23 protein-coding genes are annotated in these 21535 nt (G+C 53.4%); 10 read left to right on the top strand and 13 right to left on the bottom strand.

All coding sequences use genetic code 11. The features are described 5' to 3' along the window. Positions 1–24: 24 nt before the first annotated feature. The gene (locus tag AC5JPW_RS12850; RefSeq protein WP_494240785.1) at positions 25–297 is read right to left on the bottom strand and encodes a YdgH/BhsA/McbA family protein; all 273 of its coding nucleotides are present in this window, start codon (positions 295–297) and stop codon (positions 25–27) included. A 343-nt stretch (positions 298–640) separates the two neighbouring features. Here AC5JPW_RS12850 and rpsF point away from each other — a divergent pair, with 343 nt between their 5' ends. The 5 genes from rpsF to AC5JPW_RS12825 all read left to right on the top strand — a co-directional run bounded on the left by rpsF (position 641) and on the right by AC5JPW_RS12825 (position 3158). Then, positions 641–1036, top strand: coding sequence for a 30S ribosomal protein S6 (gene rpsF / locus AC5JPW_RS12845; protein WP_006686337.1), 396 nt, complete (start codon positions 641–643; stop codon positions 1034–1036). Between the two features lie 6 nt (positions 1037–1042). Continuing rightward, positions 1043–1357 carry a primosomal replication protein N gene (gene priB / locus AC5JPW_RS12840; protein WP_049838972.1) on the top strand — a complete coding sequence of 105 codons (315 nt, stop codon included), beginning with the start codon at positions 1043–1045 and terminating at the stop codon, positions 1355–1357. Positions 1358–1361: 4 nt separating this feature from the next. After that, positions 1362–1589, top strand: coding sequence for a 30S ribosomal protein S18 (gene rpsR / locus AC5JPW_RS12835; RefSeq protein WP_000135199.1), 228 nt, complete (start codon positions 1362–1364; stop codon positions 1587–1589). A 41-nt stretch (positions 1590–1630) separates the two neighbouring features. Beyond that, positions 1631–2080, top strand: coding sequence for a 50S ribosomal protein L9 (gene rplI, locus AC5JPW_RS12830; RefSeq protein ID WP_494240761.1), 450 nt, complete (start codon positions 1631–1633; stop codon positions 2078–2080). Between the two features lie 142 nt (positions 2081–2222). Then, positions 2223–3158 (top strand): DMT family transporter, encoded by a 936-nt coding sequence (locus AC5JPW_RS12825; RefSeq protein WP_494240759.1) that lies wholly within the window; start codon positions 2223–2225, stop codon positions 3156–3158. Positions 3159–3213: 55 nt separating this feature from the next. Here the strand turns inward: AC5JPW_RS12825 and AC5JPW_RS12820 are convergent, their stop codons facing one another. Next, the gene (locus AC5JPW_RS12820) at positions 3214–3873 is read right to left on the bottom strand and encodes a LysM-like peptidoglycan-binding domain-containing protein (protein WP_494240757.1); all 660 of its coding nucleotides are present in this window, start codon (positions 3871–3873) and stop codon (positions 3214–3216) included. A 233-nt stretch (positions 3874–4106) separates the two neighbouring features. Here AC5JPW_RS12820 and bamJ point away from each other — a divergent pair, with 233 nt between their 5' ends. Both bamJ and cycA read left to right on the top strand, forming a co-directional pair. Further along, complete coding sequence (bamJ, locus tag AC5JPW_RS12815) at positions 4107–4727, top strand: BamJ family beta-barrel-assembly machinery protein (RefSeq protein ID WP_494240756.1); 621 nt, start codon at positions 4107–4109, stop codon at positions 4725–4727. A 297-nt stretch (positions 4728–5024) separates the two neighbouring features. After that, a complete protein-coding gene (gene cycA / locus AC5JPW_RS12810; protein WP_494240754.1) occupies positions 5025–6437 on the top strand; it encodes a D-serine/D-alanine/glycine transporter in 1413 nt (470 codons plus the stop codon). A gap of 84 nt (positions 6438–6521) precedes the next feature. Here cycA and ytfE read toward each other — a convergent pair whose 3' ends face one another. The 4 genes from ytfE to AC5JPW_RS12790 all read right to left on the bottom strand — a co-directional run bounded on the left by ytfE (position 6522) and on the right by AC5JPW_RS12790 (position 10103). Then, a complete protein-coding gene (ytfE, locus tag AC5JPW_RS12805; protein WP_494240752.1) occupies positions 6522–7184 on the bottom strand; it encodes an iron-sulfur cluster repair protein YtfE in 663 nt (220 codons plus the stop codon). Positions 7185–7301: 117 nt separating this feature from the next. After that, the gene (locus tag AC5JPW_RS12800) at positions 7302–8273 is read right to left on the bottom strand and encodes a DMT family transporter (RefSeq protein ID WP_494240750.1); all 972 of its coding nucleotides are present in this window, start codon (positions 8271–8273) and stop codon (positions 7302–7304) included. A gap of 75 nt (positions 8274–8348) precedes the next feature. After that, entirely contained in the window at positions 8349–9173 is an 825-nt protein-coding gene (locus AC5JPW_RS12795; RefSeq protein WP_494240748.1) for an AraC family transcriptional regulator, read from the bottom strand. An 81-nt stretch (positions 9174–9254) separates the two neighbouring features. Further along, positions 9255–10103 (bottom strand): SDR family oxidoreductase, encoded by an 849-nt coding sequence (locus tag AC5JPW_RS12790; protein WP_494240746.1) that lies wholly within the window; start codon positions 10101–10103, stop codon positions 9255–9257. A gap of 84 nt (positions 10104–10187) precedes the next feature. On the opposite strand from AC5JPW_RS12790, the gene AC5JPW_RS12785 reads away from it, so the two are divergent. Next, positions 10188–10574: a winged helix-turn-helix transcriptional regulator gene (locus AC5JPW_RS12785; protein ID WP_494240744.1), complete on the top strand. Its 387-nt coding sequence runs from the start codon at positions 10188–10190 to the stop codon at positions 10572–10574. A gap of 85 nt (positions 10575–10659) precedes the next feature. On the opposite strand, the gene AC5JPW_RS12780 is transcribed toward AC5JPW_RS12785, so the two are convergent. Further along, the gene (locus AC5JPW_RS12780; protein ID WP_494240743.1) at positions 10660–12603 is read right to left on the bottom strand and encodes a bifunctional 2',3'-cyclic-nucleotide 2'-phosphodiesterase/3'-nucleotidase; all 1944 of its coding nucleotides are present in this window, start codon (positions 12601–12603) and stop codon (positions 10660–10662) included. Between the two features lie 192 nt (positions 12604–12795). On the opposite strand from AC5JPW_RS12780, the gene cysQ reads away from it, so the two are divergent. Continuing rightward, positions 12796–13542 carry a 3'(2'),5'-bisphosphate nucleotidase CysQ gene (cysQ, locus tag AC5JPW_RS12775; RefSeq protein ID WP_494240742.1) on the top strand — a complete coding sequence of 249 codons (747 nt, stop codon included), beginning with the start codon at positions 12796–12798 and terminating at the stop codon, positions 13540–13542. On the opposite strand, the gene AC5JPW_RS12770 is transcribed toward cysQ, so the two are convergent. Then, positions 13532–14089: a YtfJ family protein gene (locus tag AC5JPW_RS12770; protein WP_494240740.1), complete on the bottom strand. Its 558-nt coding sequence runs from the start codon at positions 14087–14089 to the stop codon at positions 13532–13534. The genes cysQ and AC5JPW_RS12770 overlap by 11 nt on opposite strands. Before the next feature lie 339 nt (positions 14090–14428). Here AC5JPW_RS12770 and AC5JPW_RS12765 point away from each other — a divergent pair, with 339 nt between their 5' ends. Beyond that, positions 14429–14635 (top strand): DUF1107 domain-containing protein, encoded by a 207-nt coding sequence (locus AC5JPW_RS12765; protein ID WP_494240738.1) that lies wholly within the window; start codon positions 14429–14431, stop codon positions 14633–14635. 76 nt (positions 14636–14711) lie between these two features. On the opposite strand, the gene araC is transcribed toward AC5JPW_RS12765, so the two are convergent. From araC to msrA, 5 genes are all read right to left on the bottom strand, one after another. After that, a complete protein-coding gene (araC, locus tag AC5JPW_RS12760; RefSeq protein ID WP_494240736.1) occupies positions 14712–15596 on the bottom strand; it encodes an arabinose operon transcriptional regulator AraC in 885 nt (294 codons plus the stop codon). A 20-nt stretch (positions 15597–15616) separates the two neighbouring features. Then, a complete protein-coding gene (locus AC5JPW_RS12755; protein WP_494240734.1) occupies positions 15617–17626 on the bottom strand; it encodes a beta-galactosidase in 2010 nt (669 codons plus the stop codon). Between the two features lie 15 nt (positions 17627–17641). Further along, positions 17642–18874: an oligosaccharide MFS transporter gene (locus AC5JPW_RS12750; RefSeq protein WP_494240733.1), complete on the bottom strand. Its 1233-nt coding sequence runs from the start codon at positions 18872–18874 to the stop codon at positions 17642–17644. Between the two features lie 232 nt (positions 18875–19106). After that, a complete protein-coding gene (paeA, locus tag AC5JPW_RS12745) occupies positions 19107–20450 on the bottom strand; it encodes a polyamine export protein PaeA (protein WP_494240731.1) in 1344 nt (447 codons plus the stop codon). A 276-nt stretch (positions 20451–20726) separates the two neighbouring features. Then, on the bottom strand, positions 20727–21368 hold the full coding sequence (msrA, locus tag AC5JPW_RS12740) for a peptide-methionine (S)-S-oxide reductase MsrA (RefSeq protein ID WP_494240730.1): 642 nt from the start codon (positions 21366–21368) through the stop codon (positions 20727–20729). Positions 21369–21535: the final 167 nt, after the last annotated feature.

The following is a 21535-nucleotide window of genomic DNA, read 5'->3' as shown; positions in this document are numbered from 1 at the left end:
TTCTCTGTGGCACGATGGCGTGAATCAACGGTAGATTTCTGCGCTGGCATGCAGGCTGTTATTGCTGCCTGGCTCATGCATTATCAGGGTGTGGAAATATTTCGCCCCGCGTGCATTGGCCTCGTCGTTCAACGCTTTCTCCGCTTCATTTTCCTGAGCGAAGTTATGGTTTATGTAGACCACGCCTAGGCTCTGTACATCGTCCATGTTGCGGGCCTGTTGACTATTAATTTTGATGGCGGCCGTCGCGCTGGTACTCAGCAACAGCATAGCTAATAAGATTGCGATTTTTTTCATGATGTTACGCTCCACAACAACTGACTTTGTCACCGTCAGGTCATGCGTTCGTCCCTGTGTTTGGGTATGCATAAAGTCTACGCTTTCCCGCCAAAACGTATCGCGACCATTTCTGATGCAGTCGTTCAAAAATTTGCCGTGATGCGGTTTGTCTTAAGTTTAATTCGGTGGTGTGAGGCGGCTTTGCGGTTAGTGCGAATTATTTGCGCAATCAGCTTGAGTTTGGGGGGCGAGATAAGTATTATGACGCGTCATTTTTCAGCCGACCTTTAACACGTTCCTTGCCTCCATGGGCCTCGGCTGACCCAGACAGGAGGCTGAATAATCCGTAAGGAGCAATTCGATGCGTCATTACGAAATCGTTTTTATGGTCCATCCTGACCAGAGCGAACAGGTTCCGGGTATGATCGAACGTTACACTGGTGCAATCACTGCAGCAGAAGGTACGATCCATCGTCTGGAAGACTGGGGCCGCCGTCAGCTGGCTTACCCGATCAACAAACTGCACAAAGCGCACTACGTTCTGCTGAACGTTGAAGCACCGCAGGAAGTTATCGATGAGCTGGAAACAAACTTCCGCTTCAACGATGCCGTTATCCGTAGCATGGTAATGCGTACTAAGCACGCTGTTACCGAAGCATCTCCGATGGTTAAAGCGAAAGACGAGCGCCGTGAGCGTCGCGATGATTTCGCAAACGAAACCGCAGATGATGCAGATGCTGGGGATTCTGAAGAGTAATTTCTGATGACCAACCGTCTGGTGTTATCCGGCACCGTGTGCAGGATGCCCCTTCGAAAGGTCAGCCCATCAGGAATTCCTCATTGCCAGTTCGTGCTTGAGCATCGCTCTGTGCAAGAGGAAGCCGGTTTTCACCGGCAGGCGTGGTGCCAAATGCCCGTTATTATTAGCGGACACGAAAACCAGGCCATTACTCACAGTATAACGGTCGGTAGCGCAGTAATCGTTCAGGGGTTCATTTCTTGCCACAAGGCAAAGAACGGCCTGAGCAAAATGGTTCTGCATGCCGAGCAGATTGAATTGATAGATTCTGGAGACTAGCCATATGGCACGTTATTTCCGTCGTCGCAAGTTCTGCCGTTTCACCGCGGAAGGCGTTCAAGAGATCGACTATAAAGATATCGCAACGCTGAAAAACTACATCACCGAAAGCGGTAAGATTGTCCCAAGCCGTATCACCGGTACTCGTGCAAAATATCAGCGTCAGCTGGCTCGCGCTATCAAACGCGCTCGCTACCTGTCCCTGCTGCCGTACACTGATCGTCATCAGTAATCGGGCACAGTCCATTTATACGACTTTAAGAGGATAAGGTAATGCAAGTTATTCTGCTTGATAAAGTAGCAAACCTGGGCAGCCTGGGTGATCAGGTCAATGTTAAAGCGGGCTACGCTCGTAACTTCCTGGTCCCACAGGGTAAAGCTGTTCCTGCTACTAAGAAAAACGTTGAGTTTTTCGAAGCACGTCGTGCTGAACTGGAAGCCAAACTGGCTGACGTTCTGGCCGCTGCTAACGCACGTGCTGAAGCAATCAAAGCACTGGGCACTGTAACCATCGCGTCTAAATCTGGCGACGAAGGTAAACTGTTCGGTTCTATCGGTACTCGCGACATCGCTGACGCTGTAACTGCAGCTGGCGTGAACGTTGCTAAGAGCGAAGTTCGTCTGCCGAACGGCGTTCTGCGTACCACTGGCGAACACGAAGTGGACTTCCAGGTTCACAGCGAAGTGTTTGCTAAACTGACCGTAACCGTTGTTGCTGAGTAATTCAGTTTCTGACGTTGCGTAAAAACGCCGGCCTTGTGCCGGCGTTTTGCTTTCCTGCGCTCATGCACCCCCCCTCTATTTCCATTCCTGTGCTAATCCGCGATAATCAGATTTAAAACGTGATTTTAAAAATGGGGACGAAATGGAAACGGTACTCCCTGCGCCGCTGTTTGCTCGCAAAAATGCGGCATATGCAGGTGCAGCGTTCTGTTGTTTACTCTGGGGAAGTGCCTACCCGGCAATAAAAAGCGGGTACGAGATTTTCCAGATTTCGGTGGATGATATCCCGTCCAAGGTGGTTTTTGCAGGCTACCGCTTCTTCTTTGCCGGGCTTCTGCTACTGCTGTTCATGCTGGCGCAGGGCAAGCCGCCCGGTCGCCTCTCACCCCGTCAGTTTGGTCAGGTTGCATTGCTTGGTGTGACGCAAACCTCTCTTCAATACATCTTCTTCTACGTCGGTCTGGCCTTCACCTCCGGGGTGAAAGGGTCGATCATGAACGCGACGGGGACCTTCTTTAGTGTACTGCTGGCGCACTTCATCTATCAGAATGACAAACTCAGTTTTAACAAGAGCCTCGGCTGTGTCCTGGGCTTTACCGGCGTCATGGTCGTTAACCTCAGCAGCGGCTCACTGGATTTCAGTTTCAGTCTGATGGGCGATGGCTTCGTGGTGCTGGCAGCGTTCATCCTGTCAGCGGCCACGCTGTACGGTAAACGCATCTCGCAGACGGTGGACCCAATGGTGATGACGGGTTATCAGCTGGCCTTTGGTGGCCTGGTGCTGATGTTCGGCGGTTATGTTTGTGGCGGTTCACTCACCGTGCATGGCCTTTCATCGGTGATGATTCTTGGCTACCTGACGCTGCTCTCGTCCGTTGCTTTTGCGCTGTGGAGTGTGCTGCTTAAGTACAACCGCGTCGGCATGATTGCGCCGTTTAACTTCTTGATCCCGGTCTCAGGCGCGCTGTTGTCCGCCATATTCCTCGGCGAGAATATCTTCGAATGGAAATATGCCGTGGCACTGGTGCTGGTCTGTTCTGGCATCTGGTGGGTCAATAAGGTCGCGAAAAGTCGATAATTATTGAGCTATTCCCGGCAGGCCATTGTCCCGCCGGGAATTTGTCTGTCAGTGCCTATCGCGCGCGAATAAAGCTACCATCCTGCTGGCGGGTGAAGAGTACGGATTGGCCATTACCACCTTCAATCGTCAGCCCTGTCACCACGCCGTTGGCATTCTGGCGAACCTTCACCATCTGACCACTTTGCAGTGTGCTCAACGGTTTCCCGTCTCCTTCCACTTTCGCCATCGCATACACGTCAGTCGGTGGCAGATTGTGGTCACGGAAGACCTGCGCCAGCGTTTTACCCTGTTCTATCCGATACGTACGCCACTGTTGCTCAATGCCACCTGCGGATGGTGCATTGGTATTGGTATGTTGTGGCGCTTGTACTTCTTCCTGAGGTTGCTCCTGTACCGGTTCAGGCTCTAGCGGTACGCTTTGCTGTGGCTCATTCACCAGCGGCGCAGACGGTTGATTTTGTCCCGATGGCGCGGTCAGGACAGGGGCGTTGGGCTGGGATTGTGACTGGATATCCAGTTGGGCTTCTCGGCCTGTTGAGGACGGTGTTGGCGTATTACTTCCGGAAGGGAGCAGAATTCCTATTACCACCATGGCGAAAGCAAGGATAAGCCCCTTGCGGTGCAATGACGGAAGCGGGTCCAGAATGCGAAAATGGTCCGGGGCGTGCCAGATTTTCGCCAGGGTAGGTTTCAGTTCAAATCGCCCGGGCATGGCTTTCCTCCTGCTCCGCGTCATTTATTATCCTGTGATATTGAGTATAGATGGCTAACTCTCTGATCGGCTGCGTAATGTGATATCTCCCGCCGTGACATTGGGATTAATCTTACCGGGAGTATTCTTTCTGTTTCTCTGCGATTTGTCATCTTTACTGCGACAAAGTTTTACCCGCTGCAGCGTGGCTGTTATGCTGCGCGCTACCTTAAAAAGTGATGAAAGGAAGACCCATGACAACCCCAACGTTTGACACGATTGAAGCACAGGCCAGCTATGGCATTGGTTTGCAGGTAGGACAGCAGCTTAGCGAATCCGGCTTACAGGGGCTGTTACCGGAAGCACTCGTTGCCGGTCTGGCAGATGCACTGGCAGGCAAACAGCCAGCTGTACCGGTGGACGTTGTTCATCGTGCGCTGCGTGAAATTCACGAACGTGCGGACGCTGTGCGCCGTGCTCGCTTCGAAGAGATGGCAGCCGAAGGCGTGAAATACCTGGACGAAAACCGTGAGAAAGAAGGCGTGAGCAGCACCGAATCCGGGCTGCAATTCCGCGTTATCACTCAAGGCGAAGGCGCTATCCCGGCGCGCACTGACCGTGTTCGCGTACATTACACCGGTAAACTTACCGACGGCACCGTGTTCGACAGCTCTGTTGCACGTGGCGAGCCGGCTGAATTCCCGGTAAATGGCGTGATTGGTGGCTGGATCGAAGCTCTGACCCTGATGCCGGTTGGCTCCAAATGGGAACTGACCATTCCGCACAACCTGGCCTATGGCGAACGTGGCGCTGGTGCGTCCATCCCGCCATTCAGCACCCTGGTGTTTGAAGTGGAATTACTGGAAATCCTGTAATCTTCACGACGCTTTCCTCTCCTCCCAGGGGGAGAGGAAGACGAAGCTACGCTAATCATTCATTAAATGAATTAATTTCGATACTTTATCTTGCCATGCGCGAAATGCGGTGTATTTTTGTGAACTCCATCCCCTAATTCGAGTGATATGCTGCTCACTTTAAACAAATATTTAACATCGTCTTGAATTCAGAGTATTCATCCCGCCAATTCTTACCTAATATCGTTCCGTCCGCAAAAGGGCGAATGACGTAATTAAAGGCCAGAAGAGCCTCAACAACACAGACAGGAAATAAACATGGTAGATCAGGTAAAAGTCGCGGCCGATGAAGAGGCTTCGACTGAACAGTCGCTACGGCGCAATCTAACAAACCGACATATTCAGCTTATTGCTATTGGTGGCGCCATTGGTACCGGGCTGTTTATGGGATCGGGGAAAACAATCAGTCTTGCCGGCCCGTCGATCATTTTCGTTTATATGATTATCGGCTTTATGCTGTTTTTCGTCATGCGGGCGATGGGCGAATTGCTGCTGTCGAATCTCGAATATAAATCTTTCAGTGACTTCGCCGCCGACCTGCTCGGGCCGTGGGCGGGGTACTTCACCGGCTGGACCTACTGGTTCTGCTGGGTGGTGACCGGAATGGCGGACGTGGTGGCTATCACCGCCTACGCGCAGTTCTGGTTCCCAGGACTGTCCGATTGGATCGTGGCGCTGACTATTGTTGTCGTGCTGCTGAGTCTCAACCTTGCCACCGTGAAAATGTTTGGTGAGATGGAATTCTGGTTTGCGATGATCAAAATTGTCGCCATTGTGGCGCTGATTGTCGTGGGCCTGGTGATGGTGCTGACGCATTTCAAATCACCGACCGGGGTGGAAGCGTCTGTTGCGCACCTTTGGAACGACGGCGGTTGGTTCCCGAAAGGTATCAGCGGTTTCTTTGCTGGCTTCCAGATTGCGGTCTTCGCCTTCGTGGGGATTGAGCTGGTGGGCACCACTGCTGCGGAAACCAAAGACCCGGAGAAATCCCTGCCGCGTGCGATTAACTCCATCCCGATTCGTATCATCATGTTCTACGTCTTCGCGCTGATTGTGATTATGTCCGTGACGCCGTGGAGCTCCGTCGTGCCGGATAAGAGCCCGTTTGTTGAGTTGTTCGTGCTGGTGGGTCTGCCTGCTGCGGCGAGCATCATTAACTTTGTGGTGCTGACCTCTGCTGCCTCTTCCGCAAACAGCGGCGTGTTCTCTACCAGCCGCATGCTGTTCGGCCTGGCGCAGGACGGCGTAGCACCGAAAGCTTTTGGTAAACTCTCTAAACGTGCCGTACCGGCAAAAGGGCTGACCTTCTCCTGTATCTGCCTGCTCGGCGGCGTTGTGATGCTGTACGTGAACCCAAGCGCGATTGCCGCGTTCACCATGATCACCACCGTGTCGGCGATTCTGTTTATGTTCGTCTGGACGATTATCCTGTGCTCATACCTTGTCTACCGTAAACAACGCCCACATCTGCACGAAGCGTCTATTTATAAGATGCCTTTGGGTAAGCTGATGTGCTGGGTATGCATGGCGTTCTTCGTGTTTGTGGTGGCGCTCCTGACCCTGGAGCAGGATACCCGTGAAGCGCTGATCATCACGCCATTGTGGTTTGTCGTGCTGGGCCTGGGCTGGATGATTGTTGGCAAGAAGCGTCTGCAAAACCTGAATAAATAAACCCGCATTACGGGCAATAAAAAAGAGCCGCTTCGGCGGCTCTAAATGACTTCCATGAAACAGGGCGCTCTCGGGCGCCTTTAATTAATTTCCAGCGAGGGCACGCGGAAACAGAACATTGTTTTCCAGACTGATGTGCTCCATCAGGTCATCAATCAATTCGTTAATGCCGTTATACATCGCTTTCCAGGTGGTGCAGGCTTCCGGCGGCGACGTCACGTTATTGGTGATGTGCTTGATCACTTCCAGCAGTTCACCCGCTTCATCATGTTCACTTTCCATCACGCTGATTGGGCCTGAGGCCTGACTTCCCATTCCCTGTTTTATCATCGGGAACAGAATGCGCTCTTCTTTCATCATGTGGCTGGAAAGCTCGTCATGCAGCATGGTCAGATATTTTGTCAGCCCTTTGGGCACGTTCGGTTTGTCAGCATGAACACGTTCCACTTTGGTGGCCTGCAGAATCAGCTCTGGCAGTTGTTCACGGTGACGGTCGTGGTAGCGCACAATGATGTGGTCGATGATTTCGCCCAGCGCAGTCACGCGCCAGTCTTTCTCGATAGGCTGCTCAGCCAGTTTTGCCAGCTCCGCTTCAATCACACTCACATCCAGCTCTTTCCGCGTTGCCGCACGATCCAGTGTCTGCTTGCCGCCGCAGCAGTAATCCATATCGTATTTACGGAACAGCGCAGATGCACGCGGAATGGAAAGCGCCAGTTCACCCAGGGGTTGGTCACGGAAGGCCATAGCAGTTACCTCATCATCGAATTTATAAGTTGTATTTTAAATGCATCTTTAAGTCGATGATATACCCCTTTTGGAGAAGAGGGAATGGTTTTACCGCTCCGAACGGGAGCGGTGATGTTAAGAAGAGGGTTCTGAGAGCGAGACGACAGACGGTTTTTCAGGCTTAGCCCGTACCGCCATCACCACACCGATGACCAGCAGCGCAATGCCGCAAAGCGTCAGCCACGCGGGCATTGTCTGGCGCAACACAAAGGTATAAAGCAGCCCGGCGAGGGTTTCAAAAACGATGAGCGGCCCGAGGATAACCGTCGGCAGGCGTTGACTGGCGACGTTCCAGCACATTGCGCCCACCCAGGAGCACAGCACCGCAATCGCCACCATCAAGCCGATAAATACCCAGGGGCTTGGGCCGAAAGGCAGGGCAAAGTCCGGCTGCTGAACGTTCAGCCACAGGCAGGCGGCGGCATAACCTAATAGGGAAACCGGGAGCGTCACCAGCGCCTGCGCAGTGGCCCACATCATCGGATTTTTGTCCGGGTTTTCCCGCAGCCACTGTGCGTTACGCAGGGCATACCAGGCCCAGCAGCCCACCGATACCATTGCCAGTACCACACCGGAGCCATAGCGCCACCAGGTGAAATTGGGAAGCCCGTCTTGCAACTCAGCAATGTTGACGCACACAAGCCCAACGGCAATACAGAGCAGTGCAGGGGCGAGGCTTGCCCAGGCGAGTTTGCCATCGCGCTGGCTGTAGAGCAGATTGGCGCAGACCGGGATCACTACCGGCAGCGTACCGATGATCATGGTTGAGACCGGCGCACCGGTGCGCTGAATGGCACTGGCGAGGCAGACGTAATAAATCAGATTGCCCATCATGGTCAGCGCCAGCGCGGTAGACCAGTCAGAACGCGTGAGCTGGCGCAGGCGCTGACGGCCCAACCAGGCGAGCGGCAGCGCAATCAACCCCAGTGCAAGGTAACGCCCGGTGGACTGCAACGCTGCAGGGTATTCAGGAAGCAACAACGGGCCTACAAAAATCAGCCCCCACAACATGCCCGCGAGCAGGGCATACAACACACCACTAATCATACTTCCATCCACTTTGACGGTTAACGCCACCAGTGTAGAAATCACCAAGCGCGGAATATTGTATGAGATTGCGCATTAGCGCCGGGCGACCTGCTTTTGATAGCGTACCGGGGTAATGCCATAGCGGTGGGTAAAGGCGCGGGTAAGATGTGATTGATCCGTCAGGCCGGTCGCCGCCGCCACTTCGGCCGCGGGCATGCCGAGGGTGAGAAAGTTTTTCGCACGCCAGAGGCGGATAGCCATCAGCATCTGATGCGGGGTGACGTGATAATGGGCTTTAAACTGGCGCTGAAAATGGTATGGGCTGAGTGAAGCGACCTGTGCCAGCTCATCCAGCGTCAGGGTGTGCATGTAGTTATCATGCAGGAACTCGCGTATGCGCTCAAAGCGGTGAGTGCCTTCCTGATAAACCGGCGCATGGCGAGCCAGCGGACTGAAGCTGTCGATGAGATCGAGCAGTAGCCCTTTTTGCGCTAACGGATCCTCTGTATGCCAGAGCCCATGGATCAAACCGCAGATTTGCTGCGTGCGCAGTGGGTCGTGACGCATCACGTCACTGAACCACCAGTGACGGATGCCGGTCACTTCTTCCAGCAACGAGGGGTCGAGATAAACCATCCGGTAGCGCCAGCCGTCAGCACTATCGGCTTCGCCGGTGTGCAGCTCGTCCGGATTCATGGTTACAACGGAATTGGCGGGCGCTACGTACTGGGTGCCGCGGTAGCGAAAGCGCTCGGCACCGGCTTCTATTGCACCAATGCCGAAGGCTTCATGGGTATGGGGTTCAAAGGCGTAGCGGGAGATATGCGCGTGGTAAAGCTCGACGCCCGGCACCTGGGCCAGGTGGCGAAAACGCGCGCTGTCTCTCTCATCGTCAAACTGCTCAGGTACGCCTTGCACTCTTGTTCTCCGCCATGACCATCCTGTCATTATTAAGGATGGTCCGGCGGCATGCCACAAAAATTAACCAGAATGTAACAGTTACAGGATGCCTTTGACGCTCTCGGCAAGCGGAGTCGTCGGGCGACCAATCAGCTTACTGAGCGTGTGGCTGTCGTCGAACAGACCGCCTTTTGAGGCACCGATATCAGAGTCAGCAAGCAGGTTGGCAAACACCTCTGGCAGGCCTACGCCTTTCAGTGCAGCGGCAAAATCGGCTTCGCTCAGGTTCTGATACACCACGGTTTTCCCGCTCTGTTTGCTCAGTTCTGCCGCCAGTTCGCTCAGTGTCCAGGCATTATCGCCCGCCAGTTCATAGACTTTGCCTGCGTGACCGTCTTCACTGATAACGCGAGCCGCTGCCGCGGCATAATCTTCACGGGTTGCAGAGGCGATTTTGCCTTCGCCCGCCGCGCCAATAAACACGCCGTGTGCGAGGGCTGCTGGTGCGCTGGCGAGATAGTTTTCGCTGTACCAGCCGTTACGCAGCAGCGCGAAAGGAATGCCGGACTCAGCGAGCATTTTTTCGGTTTCAACATGCTCAACGTGCAGGCCGAGCGGGGATTTATCTGCATGCAGCAGGCTGGTGTAGGCAATGAATTTCACGCCCGCCGCTTTGGCTGCATTGATTACGTTGCGATGCTGAACGGCCCGCTGGCCCACTTCGCTGGAGGAGACCAGCAGCAGTTTGTCTACGCCAGCCAGTGCTGCCGTCAGCGCGGCTTCGTCGTTGTAATCGCCCTGACGGACAACAACGCCTTTTTGGGTCAAGGCTTCGGCCTTCGCCGGGTTACGCACGATGGCCACGATATCTTTTGCTGGAACGGTTTTCAGTAGGGCTTCAACAGCCAGTGCACCGAGTTGGCCGGTGGCGCCGGTAATTGCGATCATGAGGAATCTCCTTCGTGTTTGTCTTGTGTTGTGGCACACTATCACCATAACTAACTTTTAGTAAGTACGTACAAAAAGGTAAGTATGAAAAACACAAATCCGACCCTGAGCGAGCAGATGCGTGACGGTAATCTGTTTGCCGAGGAGTGTCCTTCGCGGGATGTCCTCAAGCATGTCACCAGCCGTTGGGGCGTGTTGATTCTGGTGGCGCTGCGTCACGGTACTCACCGTTTCAGCGATTTACGCCGCAAGATGGGCGGTGTTAGTGAGAAGATGCTGGCACAATCGCTCCAGGCTCTGGAGCAGGATGGTTTTCTCAACCGTATCTCTTACCCGGTAGTGCCGCCGCATGTGGAGTATAGTCTGACGCCGCTCGGTGAGCAGGTCAGTGAGAAAGTGGCTGATTTGGCTGACTGGATTGAGCTGAATTTGCCACAGGTGTTGGCGACGCGAGAGGATCGCGCCGCCTGATAAACCGCCGGATGGCGGCGTGAACGCCTTATCCGGCCTACGTTTTTGATCCCCTCGCCCTTTAGGGTGAGGGGCTGTTCACGTCTTACTTACTCAAATCCACCTGATACAACGCAAAGCCAATCTCGTCATCGCCCACTTTCTTCATCGGGTACTGCGCTTTTTCTTTAATGAACGCAGCGGCCTTTTCTGAAGGTGAGGTTTCGAAACGGATATCCAGCGGGGTTGTGCTATGAATCGGCGCCAGGCGCCAGTTGTTATCCGCCGCCGGGTGAATTTCGCCCGCTCGTGCTGACTCGTCGCTGATCCACTTCGCCAGCACTGCACGGTTTTCATCCGGTGAGGCAAAGGCGATATGGCTGTCGCCGGTTCCTGCGAACTTGCCGCCGTAGGCGCGGTAGTTGTTGGTGGCGACCAGGAACACCTGGTTCGGATCGATCGGTTTACCGTTAAAGGTAAGATCCTTAATACGCTCCGCCTGCGGGTTCACGCTCTGGCACTCACCGTCGTAACGTGCCGGTTGCGACACATCAATCTGGTATTTCACCCCATCAATCACATCGAAGTTATAGGTGCGGAACGTCTCCCAGTTGATAAGCGCCTGCGGCTTGCTGCTGTTAGGATCTACCTGGTTAAACTGCCCCGCGGAGCACTCCAGCCACTCTTTCACCTCTTTGCCGGTCGCTTTGACCACCACCAGGGTGTTGGGGTAGAGATAGAGGTCCGCCGCGTTACGGAAGGTGAGCTGGCCTTTTTCCACCTCAACAAAACTGGCCGGATCGTTTTTACGCCCACCCGCTTTGAACGGTGCGGCGGCAGAGAGCACCGGCAGGTTCGCCAGATCCGGATCGCCCTGAATAAAGTGCTTCACATAGGCCGTCTGAGCGTTGTTGACCACCTGTACGGTTGGGTCGTCCTGCACCAGCGACAGGTAGCTGTACATGTTGTCCGCGGATTTGCCGATAGGCTTGCCGACAAACTCACGAGTGGCATCGTGATCGTGCTTAAGAATGTCCACCAGCTTGCTGTCTTCTTTCACCAGTGCTTTTTTGGCGGCGGCATCATAAATCGGGCGCGCTTCGGCTTTGGATGAGGTGACCTGCCATTTCCCGCCATCATTGTTCAGCACCAGGTCCACCACGCCAAGGTGATCGCCCCACATGCCAGGCATCACTGACGGCACTCCGTTCAATGTGCCTTTAGCGATATCGGCCCCTTTAATGGCGGCGAAATCTTTCGATGGGAAGACGGCATGGGCGTGGCCAAACAGAATGGTGTCGACGCCCGGAATTTCACTTAAGTAGTAGACCGAGTTTTCTGCCATCGCCTGATAAGGCTCAGAGGAGAGGCCGGAGTGGGCCACCAGAACCACCAGGTCTGCCCCTTTCTCGCGCATCTCCGGGACATATTTCTTCGCTGTTTCAGTGATGTCGTCGACGGTCACTTTGCCCGTCAGATTAGCCTTATCCCAGACCATAATCTGCGGTGGCACAAAGCCGATATAGCCGATTTTCAGCGTCTGCGGTTTTCCGTCTTTGTCGGTCACCTTCGTCTCTTTGATCAGGTAGGGCGTAAAGAGCGGCTTTTTGGTTTTGGCATCAATAATGTTGGCGTTAACGTAGGGGAATTTAGCCCCTTCCAGTGCCCGATGCAGGTAATCCAGACCGTAGTTAAATTCGTGGTTGCCGAGGTTACCAACGGCGTAATCCAGCGTATTGAGCGCTTTATAGACCGGGTGAATATCACCCTTTTTCAGTCCCTTGGCCGCCATGTAATCACCCAGCGGGCTGCCCTGAATTAAGTCGCCGTTGTCCACCAGCACGCTGTTTTTGACTTCGTTTCTGGCGGCATTGATCAGGCTGGCAGTTCGCACAAGGCCGAATTTTTCCGTCGCAGAATCTTTGTAGTAATCAAAGTCCATCATGTTGCTATGCAAATCAGTGGTTTCCATTATGCGTAAATCCACTGTTGCGGCCTGCACGCTGGCGGCAATCAACGTTGCCAGGAGCGTTGCGCTAAACTTAATCATCAGAGGTGTCCTTTTTTAGATCTGAGCCACAAAAGAAAGTGATATGTACATTTTGTTGCTTACAGAATTGTGAATACTGCCATGATTTCCGCCACATGAATGCAACAACTATCACACCTGGCGGATTCTGGCTGAATGCGATATAAGTAAAACAATGAGTTATACCCCACTGCCATAAAGAAGAGGTGGACGATGTTAGAAGCGATTTGTCAGCTCGCACGGGAAGCGGGTGATGCCATCATGGACGTATACGACGGTCACCAGCCGATGGACGTGACCAGTAAATCTGATGATTCTCCTGTCACGGCAGCAGATATTGCCGCCCACGGCGTGATTGCACGCGGGTTGCAGGCGCTGACCCCGGAGATTCCGGTCCTCTCCGAAGAAGATCCGCCGGGCTGGGATGTTCGCCAGCACTGGCAGCGTTACTGGCTGGTTGACCCGCTGGACGGCACCAAAGAGTTCATCAAGCGCAACGGTGAGTTCACCGTGAATATCGCCCTGATTGAAAAAGGTAAACCGGTACTGGGTGTGGTCTACGCGCCGGTGCTGAAGGTGATGTACGCGGCGGCCGAAGGTAAGGCGTGGAAAGAGGAAAACGGCAACCGTCAGCCGATCCAGGTGCGTGACGCACGCCCACCGCTGGTGGTGATCAGCCGTTCTCATGCTGCGGCAGACAGTGAACTGCAGGAATATTTGACCCAATTGGGTGAGCACCAAACCACCGCCATTGGTTCCTCACTGAAGTTCTGCCTGGTGGCGGAAGGGCAGGCGCAGCTCTACCCACGATTTGGGCCAACGAACTCCTGGGATACGGCGGCAGGACACGCGGTGGCAGTCGCTGCCGGGGCGCACGTTCACGACTGGCAGGGTAAAACCCTGGATTACACGCCGCGTGAATCGTTCCTCAACCCCGGCTTCCGCGTCTCTATTTACTGAGTAATTTCTGCAGCAGGGCGATAACCTGCTGCACTTCTGCCTGCGTCAGGCTGCCATCTTTGGCATATTCCACCCGTCCGTCTTTATCGAGCACCACAATGGCGGAGCCTTTCTCTTCCAGTTGCCAGGCCTTACGCACCACACCATCGCTGTCCACCACAAACTGCGACCACGGGTAGAGTTCTTTGTTGCTCTCGATGCTGCTGCGCACAAACATCGCCGAGCCAGGAATGGCGTCATCGGTGTTGATAATGGTGGTGGTCTGATAGCGGTCGTGAGGTAAATTTGCGGACTTGATCGCTTCAATCAGCCCGGCATTTTTCTCTTTGGCAGAGGTCCGACCGGCAATATGTTGCACCACTCGCACTTTGCCTGGAAGTTGCGCGCTATTCCATGCTTTGTAGCTAAACTTACTGTTATCGAGAATTAACTCTCCTCTGTCAGCGACGCCGACCGGTGCCACTCGCTGGCCAGTCTCAAAGTTGTGAGCTTGCGCCATAAGCGGCAGTAGCAGGCAGGTCGCTGCCAGGATTTTGCGTAGGGTCATGGTGTTTCCTTTATTGTTTTGCACTGATTGTTTGCAGGTGATCCGACCACTTAATGAACCTTTTAATCATAAGTGCGATCAATGAGGTTTTCCCGCAATCAGGATGCCAGTTTGCGGGTTAACGCACATAACCGCGAAAAAACGATGGCTTATACTGCCTTCCCTAAAGGACTGCAAAGAAAATTCTGAATAACTGTCATCAAAAGGTAAATAAACTTATACACACTATGTGTCCTGAATGTTCTGGACTATAGTCACTGGGCAACAAAATTTGCGCTCATCAACAGTCGGGCCAAGTGTGGCTCCGCAAGGGCGTAATACTCAACAGGAGATACAAAAATGAAAATTTTCCAACGTTACAACCCACTTCAGGTGGCGAAGTACGTGAAAATCCTGTTCCGTGGACGGTTGTATATCAAGGACGTTGGCGCTTTCGAGTTCGATAAGGGCAAAATTTTGATCCCGAAAGTGAAGGACAAGCAGCACCTTGCTGTTATGTCAGAGATCAACCGTCAGGTTTTGCGTCTCCAGGCGGAGATGGCTTAACGACCCATGCTATGCAGTAACCGCGGTACAAAAAACGGCTCCGAAATGGAGCCGTTGATGTTTTCAGACCCTGCCTTCACATCTCGCGCAAACTGTTCATCCCTTCATAACGTTTTTTGTATTCCATCGGCGGGATGCCATTGTGTTTACGAAAGATCCGCGTGAAGTAGACTGGATCGCCATACCCCACCGACTGAGCCACTTTAAACACCGGTAGCGGCGTTGACTGGATCAACAGACGTGCGCGGTTGATCCGCTGGACTTCACGCCAGGCGTAAATCGTCTGCCCCAGCTCCGTTTTAAACAGATGGGCAAGACGGGAGGGGGAGAGGAAAACCATCCGTGCCAGCGTTTCAATTTTTAGCTCTTCAGCGATGTGCTCGTTCAGGTAGTCGCAGACTGCATTAATGCGGGGATCGTGCGCATGGCGGTTGCTGATTGGCTGGAGCAGGAAACAGTTGAGGATCAGCCGTTCCAGCGCGTTCATGGCTAAGGCCTCTGACAAAGGGGCATTGTCGGAGTTATAGCGGATCACTTCATAAAACAGATCGCGCAGCGTTTTCAACTGTACGGGATCGCTGACCGCCGTTTTACCGATCCCCAGCGTATTGACGTCCCACTTCAGCCAGTCGATCCAGTAGGGGCGTGGGATAAAGTAGATCCAGACGTGATCCCAGTGCTCGCTATGCTCATTGCGTCCATAGTGGTGCGGCACGCCAGGCGGGAACAGCAGCAGTTCGTTTTCACGGTAAACCAGTGAATTGTCACCCACCTTTGCCCGGCCCTGACCGCGCAGGGTCAGGTTGATGATGTAGCCTTTCATGCCCTGCGGACGGTTGATGTAATAATCGAGCGCCGATCCGCGTGAAATCGGGGTAAAGCCGGAGACAATCCAGGCATTGAACGTAAAGGTTTTGATCAATGGCGAGAAGTTGAGTAGCTCATTGATATCCGGTTCCATTGTTGTCTCCAGCTTCGGGTTTACCGCTCGATAATAGCAAAACCCCACGGGGCAAGCTGCACGGTCGCACCGCTGGCGACGGTTGCCGCGTTAATCAGCGACACGCCCCCCTGATCGCACACGGCGTCTTGCGCGTCACCGGAGTAGTTAAACATGAAGGTGACCGTCTTGCCCTGCCGATTGGTCATCTCCCGGATGATGAGCGGGAAGCGGGCATCTGTGGTGCGCGAGCGCAACGTCAGCTCACGTGTCAGGTGGTCAAACAGCTGCGTAATCAACGTCTGCTGCGGCAGGAAGCCCACGTACATGGCAAGCCCCTTGCCGAAGTCTGCCTCGGTTGCTGCCGCGTACTGCGCCCATACCGGATGCTGGTAGCGCAGCAGGGTACGCGTTTGTGGAGCGGGGGTGAGCAGTTCCATCCAGAGTTCTGCTCGGTTATCCTGGGCGCAATCAATTGCAGAAGAACAGGCGACCACCCTGACGTTTTCCGGCAGCGTAAACTGGCTGTAGCTGACCCCGCAGCTCTCACTCAGGCCTCCAGGCTGGGCGTCGCGTCTGACCTTGACGTTTTCATCGCTAAAGCCAGATTTAAAGCCAATCAGCGCACGTCCACCGTCAGCAATATAGCCGTTGATACGCGCCAGCAGGGCATCATCCACGGCGTAGAGCGCCGGGATGACAATCGCCTTGTAGCGTGCCGCGTCTTCACCAACATCGTTGATGATATCGACCGCGATATTGCTGTTGTACAGCGCGTCATAGAAGCGGCGCACGATGTCGTTATAGACATTGGTTTGTGCCGTACCGGGTTTGAACTGATTGAGGGCATCCATGGCCTCATTGCTCACCAGAAGGGCGACGTCGTGCTCTGCCCGCAGGTTTTCCAGTTGGGGTGACAGCCGGGCGAAATCGGCCCCGATAGTGGTCGCTTCCTGCCAGGTCGGGTTGCGGGAAAAGTCGTGGCTCAGCAACCCTTTCCAGTAGGTCTCAAACGAGTTGTGGATAGAGTGCCAGTGCCAGTAGGAGACCATCGCCGCCCCGGCGGCAAGGTGACTGAATGCCTGTAGCCGCAACTGGCCGGGGTAAGGCGTCCACTGTGGGAAGCCCTGCGCCTGGGTTTCCAGCACAAAGTAGTTCTGCCCGTCTTTAAGGCTACGGGTGACTGCGCCGCCGAAGGCAATTTCTCGCCCGGTCAGATGATCCTGGCTGGGGTGATAAATATCGACACCGGCCACGCTCAGGCACTTCGATGCAGCAAAATGGTCGACGCGTGGCTGCACGCCAAACGAGTAGCCGCGCCACTCAAAGTCAAAGTTGTGGGTCACGAACTGCTCTGGTTTGGCGTACTCCCGCACAATTTCAGCCTGCCAGGCAAGATAATCAGTGACCTGCTGGCGCTGATACTGGCTAAAGGCGCAGGCCAGACTGGCATTGATCGTGTTTTCAACCGGCGGGAAATCTTCCCAGCGGTCAATACGGTTACTCCAGTAATCGAGGCCGAAATCCTGGTTCAGCGCGGCAATACTGGTGTACTTTTCCTTCAGATGGCGCACAAAGCCTTCCTGCATGTAGCGCCCGGTGTTGTCGTAATGCTTGGTTTCATTGTCCAGTTGATAGCCAATGATCGCCGGGTGGTGCTGCACATGTGCCATCAGCACGCGAATAATTTTCTCCGCATAGCGGCGGAAAACGGGGCTGACGATATCCATGATCTGCCGTGGTCCGTACTTCTGCTGGCCTTCTGCCGTGGTAACCATCACTTCAGGGTATTTTGCTGCCAGCCAGGCCGGGATAGCATAAGTTGGCGTGCCGATAATCACCGCGATGCCTGCCCGGTGCATGGCATTCAGTACCCGGTCAATGTGGTGAAAATTGTACTCCCCCTCTTTGGGCTCCAGCGTGCTCCAGGTGGATTCCGCAATACGTACCACGTTAATACCGGTTTCCAGCATCAGGGCGATATCTTTTTCCAGTCGCTCTTCCGGCATGTACTCATCGTAATATGCGACACCATAATATAATTTGGACACGTTCATCTCCTGGTATTAATGTGCGGGCATGGGTTGTGTAATAAAGGCTCTGGCTTTATCCAGTGTGATAAATGAAATCAGGGTAAAGAACAGCGCAATACTTCCCAGCACAATATAACTACTGGTAAAGCCCATATTTTGGTACATATGACCGATACCCGTAGACAAGAATATCGAGCTAAAGCTTTTTGAGAACTGGAAACCAATCAAATAAACCGTTGCCGACAGCAGTGGGTTAAAATTGGCGGTAATGTATTTGAGAGCGGCGACCAGTAATACGGAACTTTCAAAGCCATGCAGTAGTTTAATTAAGCTAATAGAAACCGGACCTATCGCCCAGGCAGAACCGATAATACGCAGGCTCATGATCAGGCCACAATAAAGCAGCGCATTTTTTGGCCCGATTTTATTCACAAACCACGGAGCAAAAAACATTACGATGGCATCAAGGAAGATCTGCCCGGTGGTTAAATAACCGAACACTTCCGCACCGCGTGCTTTGCTTTCAAAGAAGTGGCTGTAGTAAATAGCAAACTGCTGATCGTAGGTTTCGTATACGGCACCGACCCCGACCATGTATGCGGCAAAGAACCAGAACTTTTTCAGTTTTAACAGTGCGGTTGCGTCTGCCAGGGTGACCGGTTTTGCCGTGGCAAGCTGAACATTTTGCTGCTGATGGGTTTGTACCTTTGTTTTCCAGACCACAAATAGCAGGCAGACCCCGGCGGCGCTTGCGGTCCAGAAGATCAGGTTCTGGTCGATGCCGTAGAGTTTACCCGCTGCAAAGGTACCGATGGCGGCACCGATACCACCAAACATTCTGGCGCGGCCAAATTCAAAGCCGGAGGCGCGGCTCACTTTGTCGATGTAGGCCTCGCAAATGCCACAACCTGCGCCGTAGGCCATACCGATATAAATCCCCCCAGCCAGTGCACCGAGGATGACGTTAATTTTTAATAGCGGCGCAAAAACATAAATCCAATAAGGGGCGAAAAGTGTAATAATTAACGCCAGCATCCACATTAGATTTTTACGATAAATTAATTTATCAGAAATGAAGCCAAATAAAGGTTGTACGCAAACGGCAATGATTGCGGTGAAGGAATAAACCAGTCCAACATCACCATAACTGATGCCAATGGTTTCGGTAAGCCATAAAGAGAGATAAGGGTAACAACACCCCCAGCCAACAAAGAAGAAAAGAAAAAACAGACAGCTCATATAATAATTTTTATTTGAATCTATCATGATGCCCTCGCTTTCCTGTATCAGGAATATGATCGTTTTGACGCGAGCAACGTTACCGTTTCGCCTTCGGCATGGTCATGAATGTCTCGCTACCGACCAGTAAAAATCTGCTATCTGCTGACGGGCGTGAGGCAACTCACATTCTGCTTTGCAGAGAGAAAATAGGCGCGATGTTATTATGGAAATAAAAAAAGGGCGGAAATGATTCCGCCCTTTTTATCTGATTTTATTCTTACGCTTCGCTTGCCGCTTTTTCTTCCGCATCCGGCAGCTTCGGCGTTAATACGGTGGCCTTGCTGTCGATACGCGTCACCAGCAGTTGGTCGATACGGTAGTTATCGATGTCCACCACTTCGAATTTGTAGCCGGAGAACTTCACCGCATCGGTACGTTTCGGGATTTTACGCAGCATAAACATCATAAAGCCGCCGATGGTTTCGTAGTTTCCGGATTGTGGGAATTCATCGATATCCAGCACGCGCATCACGTCATCAATGGGCGTACCGCCGTCTACCAGCCAGGAATTCTCATCACGCGCGACGATTTGTTCTTCCAGCCCCTGGCCGACCAGGTCGCCCATCAGGGTGGTCATCACGTCGTTCAGGGTGATGATGCCGACGACCAGCGCGTATTCGTTCATGATCACCGCGAAGTCTTCCCCGGCGGTTTTGAAACTTTCCAGCGCTTCGGAGAGGGTCAGGGTATCAGGCACAATCAGGGTATTGCGGATCTGGACGCCACTGACCAGCGCCAGGCTCTGATTGCCCAGTACGCGGTTCAGCAGGTCTTTGGAGTCCACGTAACCAACGATATGGTCGATATCGCCGTTACAGACCAGGAACTTTGAGTGCGGGTGCTCCGCGACTTTATTCTTCAGGCTTTGTTCATCTTCATGGAGATCGAACCAGACGATGTTTTCACGTGAGGTCATGGAAGAGGGAACGGTACGTGATTCCAGCTCAAACACGTTTTCAATCAACTCATGCTCTTGTTTACGCAGCACACCGGCCAGCGCACCGGCTTCAAATACGGCGTAAACGTCGTCAGAGGTGATGTCATCTTTACGCACCATCGGCAGTTTAAACAGACGGAAGATGTTGTTAGCCATGCCGTTAAAGAACCACACCAGCGGGCGGAAGATAAACAGGCAGAAGCGCATCGGGTTGATAATGCGCAAAGCCACAACTTCAGGCGCGATCATACCGATGCGTTTCGGGGTCAGGTCGGCGAACAGGATGAACAAACCCGTCACTAACGAGAAGGAAATAATAAAGCTCAGGCGTTCTGCCAGTTCTGGCGATACCACGCCAATTAACATGCTGTAAAACGCGGGGGAGAAGGCGGCGTCACCGACGATACCACCCAAAATGGCGACGGCGTTCAGGCCGATTTGCACCACGGTGAAGAAGGTGCCGGGGTTTTCCTGCATTTTTAAAATGCGCTGTGCGTTGACGTTGCCATCGTCGGCAAGCAGTTTCAGTTTGATTTTTCTGGAAGCGGCAAGCGAGATCTCAGATAGCGAGAAGAATGCACTTACAACTATCAGACAGAGTATGACTAAGATGCTGTTTAACATAATTTATCCAGCCTGTGACCGGATCCTCGGAAGGGGAAATTGAATAATCCATGTGGCAAAGCACATTAAAAGCCGGTCCGAAGCGGTGGACCGACAATTTCGCTGGCTAGTATAGCGTAAGCGGACAACCGCTCGCCAGCAGTGTAAGCAGTTTGTTACGTAACACGATGGGTCGTTTTCGCATCAGTCTGGCGTGATTTTCCCCTGAAATGGATGAATCGTTAGCCAGAACCGGCCCAAAAGGCAGACCGGTTGTCTGAGGTTGAGGTGGGTGAATTACGCCAGCTGTGGTGGCAGACAAACCCCAATACCACCGATCCCGCAGTAACCATAGGGGTTTTTGTGCAGATACTGCTGGTGGTCATCTTCGGCATAATAGAACGGTGGCGCGGTGGCGATTTCCGTGGTGATGGTGCGCTCGTCGTTGGCGGCACGCATCGCGGACTGGAAGCGCTCAAGGCTGGCATGTGCAGCGGCGTCTTGTTCCGGCGTCAGCGGGAAGATGGCTGAGCGGTATTGCGTACCGTGATCGTTGCCCTGCTGCATGCCTTGTGCCGGGTCGTGGTTCTCCCAGAAGGTATGCAGCAACTGGTCGTAACTGATAACGGCCGGGTCATAGACGACGCGAACGGCTTCGGTGTGGCCCGTCTGCCCGCTGCACACTTCCCGATAGGTCGGGTTCGGCGTGTAGCCGCCCATATAGCCTGCTGCCGTGCTGTAAACACCGGGTAGCTGCCAGAACAAGCGCTCAACGCCCCAGAAGCAGCCCATGGCGAAATAGGCGATTTCCATCCCATCGGGTACGTTAGTCATGGAGTGCTCGTTAACAGCATGTAAGGTTGCGACAGGCATCGGGGTGTTTCGTCCGGGTAGCGCATCCGACTGAGTAACAAGCGTTTTTTTATCAAACAGACTCATGAGGAGTCCTCCCAGGAACGCAAATTGCGGTTAAGGTTGTAACGAAGCCTCTCTTTTAACACAATAAACACGCTAAATGAGACTAGATTTAAACATAAGAAATATTTGGGGTGTCGTCCGTTTTTCAATCCACATTTTGGATTTTTTACAGGCCGCGGAGCGGCGTT

The organism is Phytobacter sp. (genome assembly GCF_059074235.1).
Note: the sequence above shows the minus strand (reverse complement) of the source record. Positions and strands in the feature narration are given on the sequence as shown.

Excerpts from the sequence above, each read along its gene's own strand:
- rpsR (WP_000135199.1), top strand. The coding sequence starts at position 1,362 with ATGGCACGTTATTTCCGTCGTCGCAAGTTCTGCCGTTTCACCGCGGAA.
- rpsF (WP_006686337.1), top strand. The coding sequence starts at position 641 with ATGCGTCATTACGAAATCGTTTTTATGGTCCATCCTGACCAGAGCGAA.
- cysQ (WP_494240742.1), top strand. The coding sequence starts at position 12,796 with ATGTTAGAAGCGATTTGTCAGCTCGCACGGGAAGCGGGTGATGCCATC.
- AC5JPW_RS12750 (WP_494240733.1), bottom strand. The coding sequence starts at position 18,874 with ATGATAGATTCAAATAAAAATTATTATATGAGCTGTCTGTTTTTTCTT.
- ytfE (WP_494240752.1), bottom strand. The coding sequence starts at position 7,184 with ATGGCCTTCCGTGACCAACCCCTGGGTGAACTGGCGCTTTCCATTCCG.
- msrA (WP_494240730.1), bottom strand. The coding sequence starts at position 21,368 with ATGAGTCTGTTTGATAAAAAAACGCTTGTTACTCAGTCGGATGCGCTA.
- AC5JPW_RS12785 (WP_494240744.1), top strand. The coding sequence starts at position 10,188 with ATGAAAAACACAAATCCGACCCTGAGCGAGCAGATGCGTGACGGTAAT.
- paeA (WP_494240731.1), bottom strand. The coding sequence starts at position 20,450 with ATGTTAAACAGCATCTTAGTCATACTCTGTCTGATAGTTGTAAGTGCA.
- AC5JPW_RS12765 (WP_494240738.1), top strand. The coding sequence starts at position 14,429 with ATGAAAATTTTCCAACGTTACAACCCACTTCAGGTGGCGAAGTACGTG.
- bamJ (WP_494240756.1), top strand. The coding sequence starts at position 4,107 with ATGACAACCCCAACGTTTGACACGATTGAAGCACAGGCCAGCTATGGC.
- rplI (WP_494240761.1), top strand. The coding sequence starts at position 1,631 with ATGCAAGTTATTCTGCTTGATAAAGTAGCAAACCTGGGCAGCCTGGGT.
- AC5JPW_RS12820 (WP_494240757.1), bottom strand. The coding sequence starts at position 3,873 with ATGCCCGGGCGATTTGAACTGAAACCTACCCTGGCGAAAATCTGGCAC.
- AC5JPW_RS12770 (WP_494240740.1), bottom strand. The coding sequence starts at position 14,089 with ATGACCCTACGCAAAATCCTGGCAGCGACCTGCCTGCTACTGCCGCTT.
- cycA (WP_494240754.1), top strand. The coding sequence starts at position 5,025 with ATGGTAGATCAGGTAAAAGTCGCGGCCGATGAAGAGGCTTCGACTGAA.
- AC5JPW_RS12780 (WP_494240743.1), bottom strand. The coding sequence starts at position 12,603 with ATGATTAAGTTTAGCGCAACGCTCCTGGCAACGTTGATTGCCGCCAGC.
- AC5JPW_RS12825 (WP_494240759.1), top strand. The coding sequence starts at position 2,223 with ATGGAAACGGTACTCCCTGCGCCGCTGTTTGCTCGCAAAAATGCGGCA.
- AC5JPW_RS12800 (WP_494240750.1), bottom strand. The coding sequence starts at position 8,273 with ATGATTAGTGGTGTGTTGTATGCCCTGCTCGCGGGCATGTTGTGGGGG.
- araC (WP_494240736.1), bottom strand. The coding sequence starts at position 15,596 with ATGGAACCGGATATCAATGAGCTACTCAACTTCTCGCCATTGATCAAA.
- priB (WP_049838972.1), top strand. The coding sequence starts at position 1,043 with ATGACCAACCGTCTGGTGTTATCCGGCACCGTGTGCAGGATGCCCCTT.
- AC5JPW_RS12850 (WP_494240785.1), bottom strand. The coding sequence starts at position 297 with ATGAAAAAAATCGCAATCTTATTAGCTATGCTGTTGCTGAGTACCAGC.
- AC5JPW_RS12790 (WP_494240746.1), bottom strand. The coding sequence starts at position 10,103 with ATGATCGCAATTACCGGCGCCACCGGCCAACTCGGTGCACTGGCTGTT.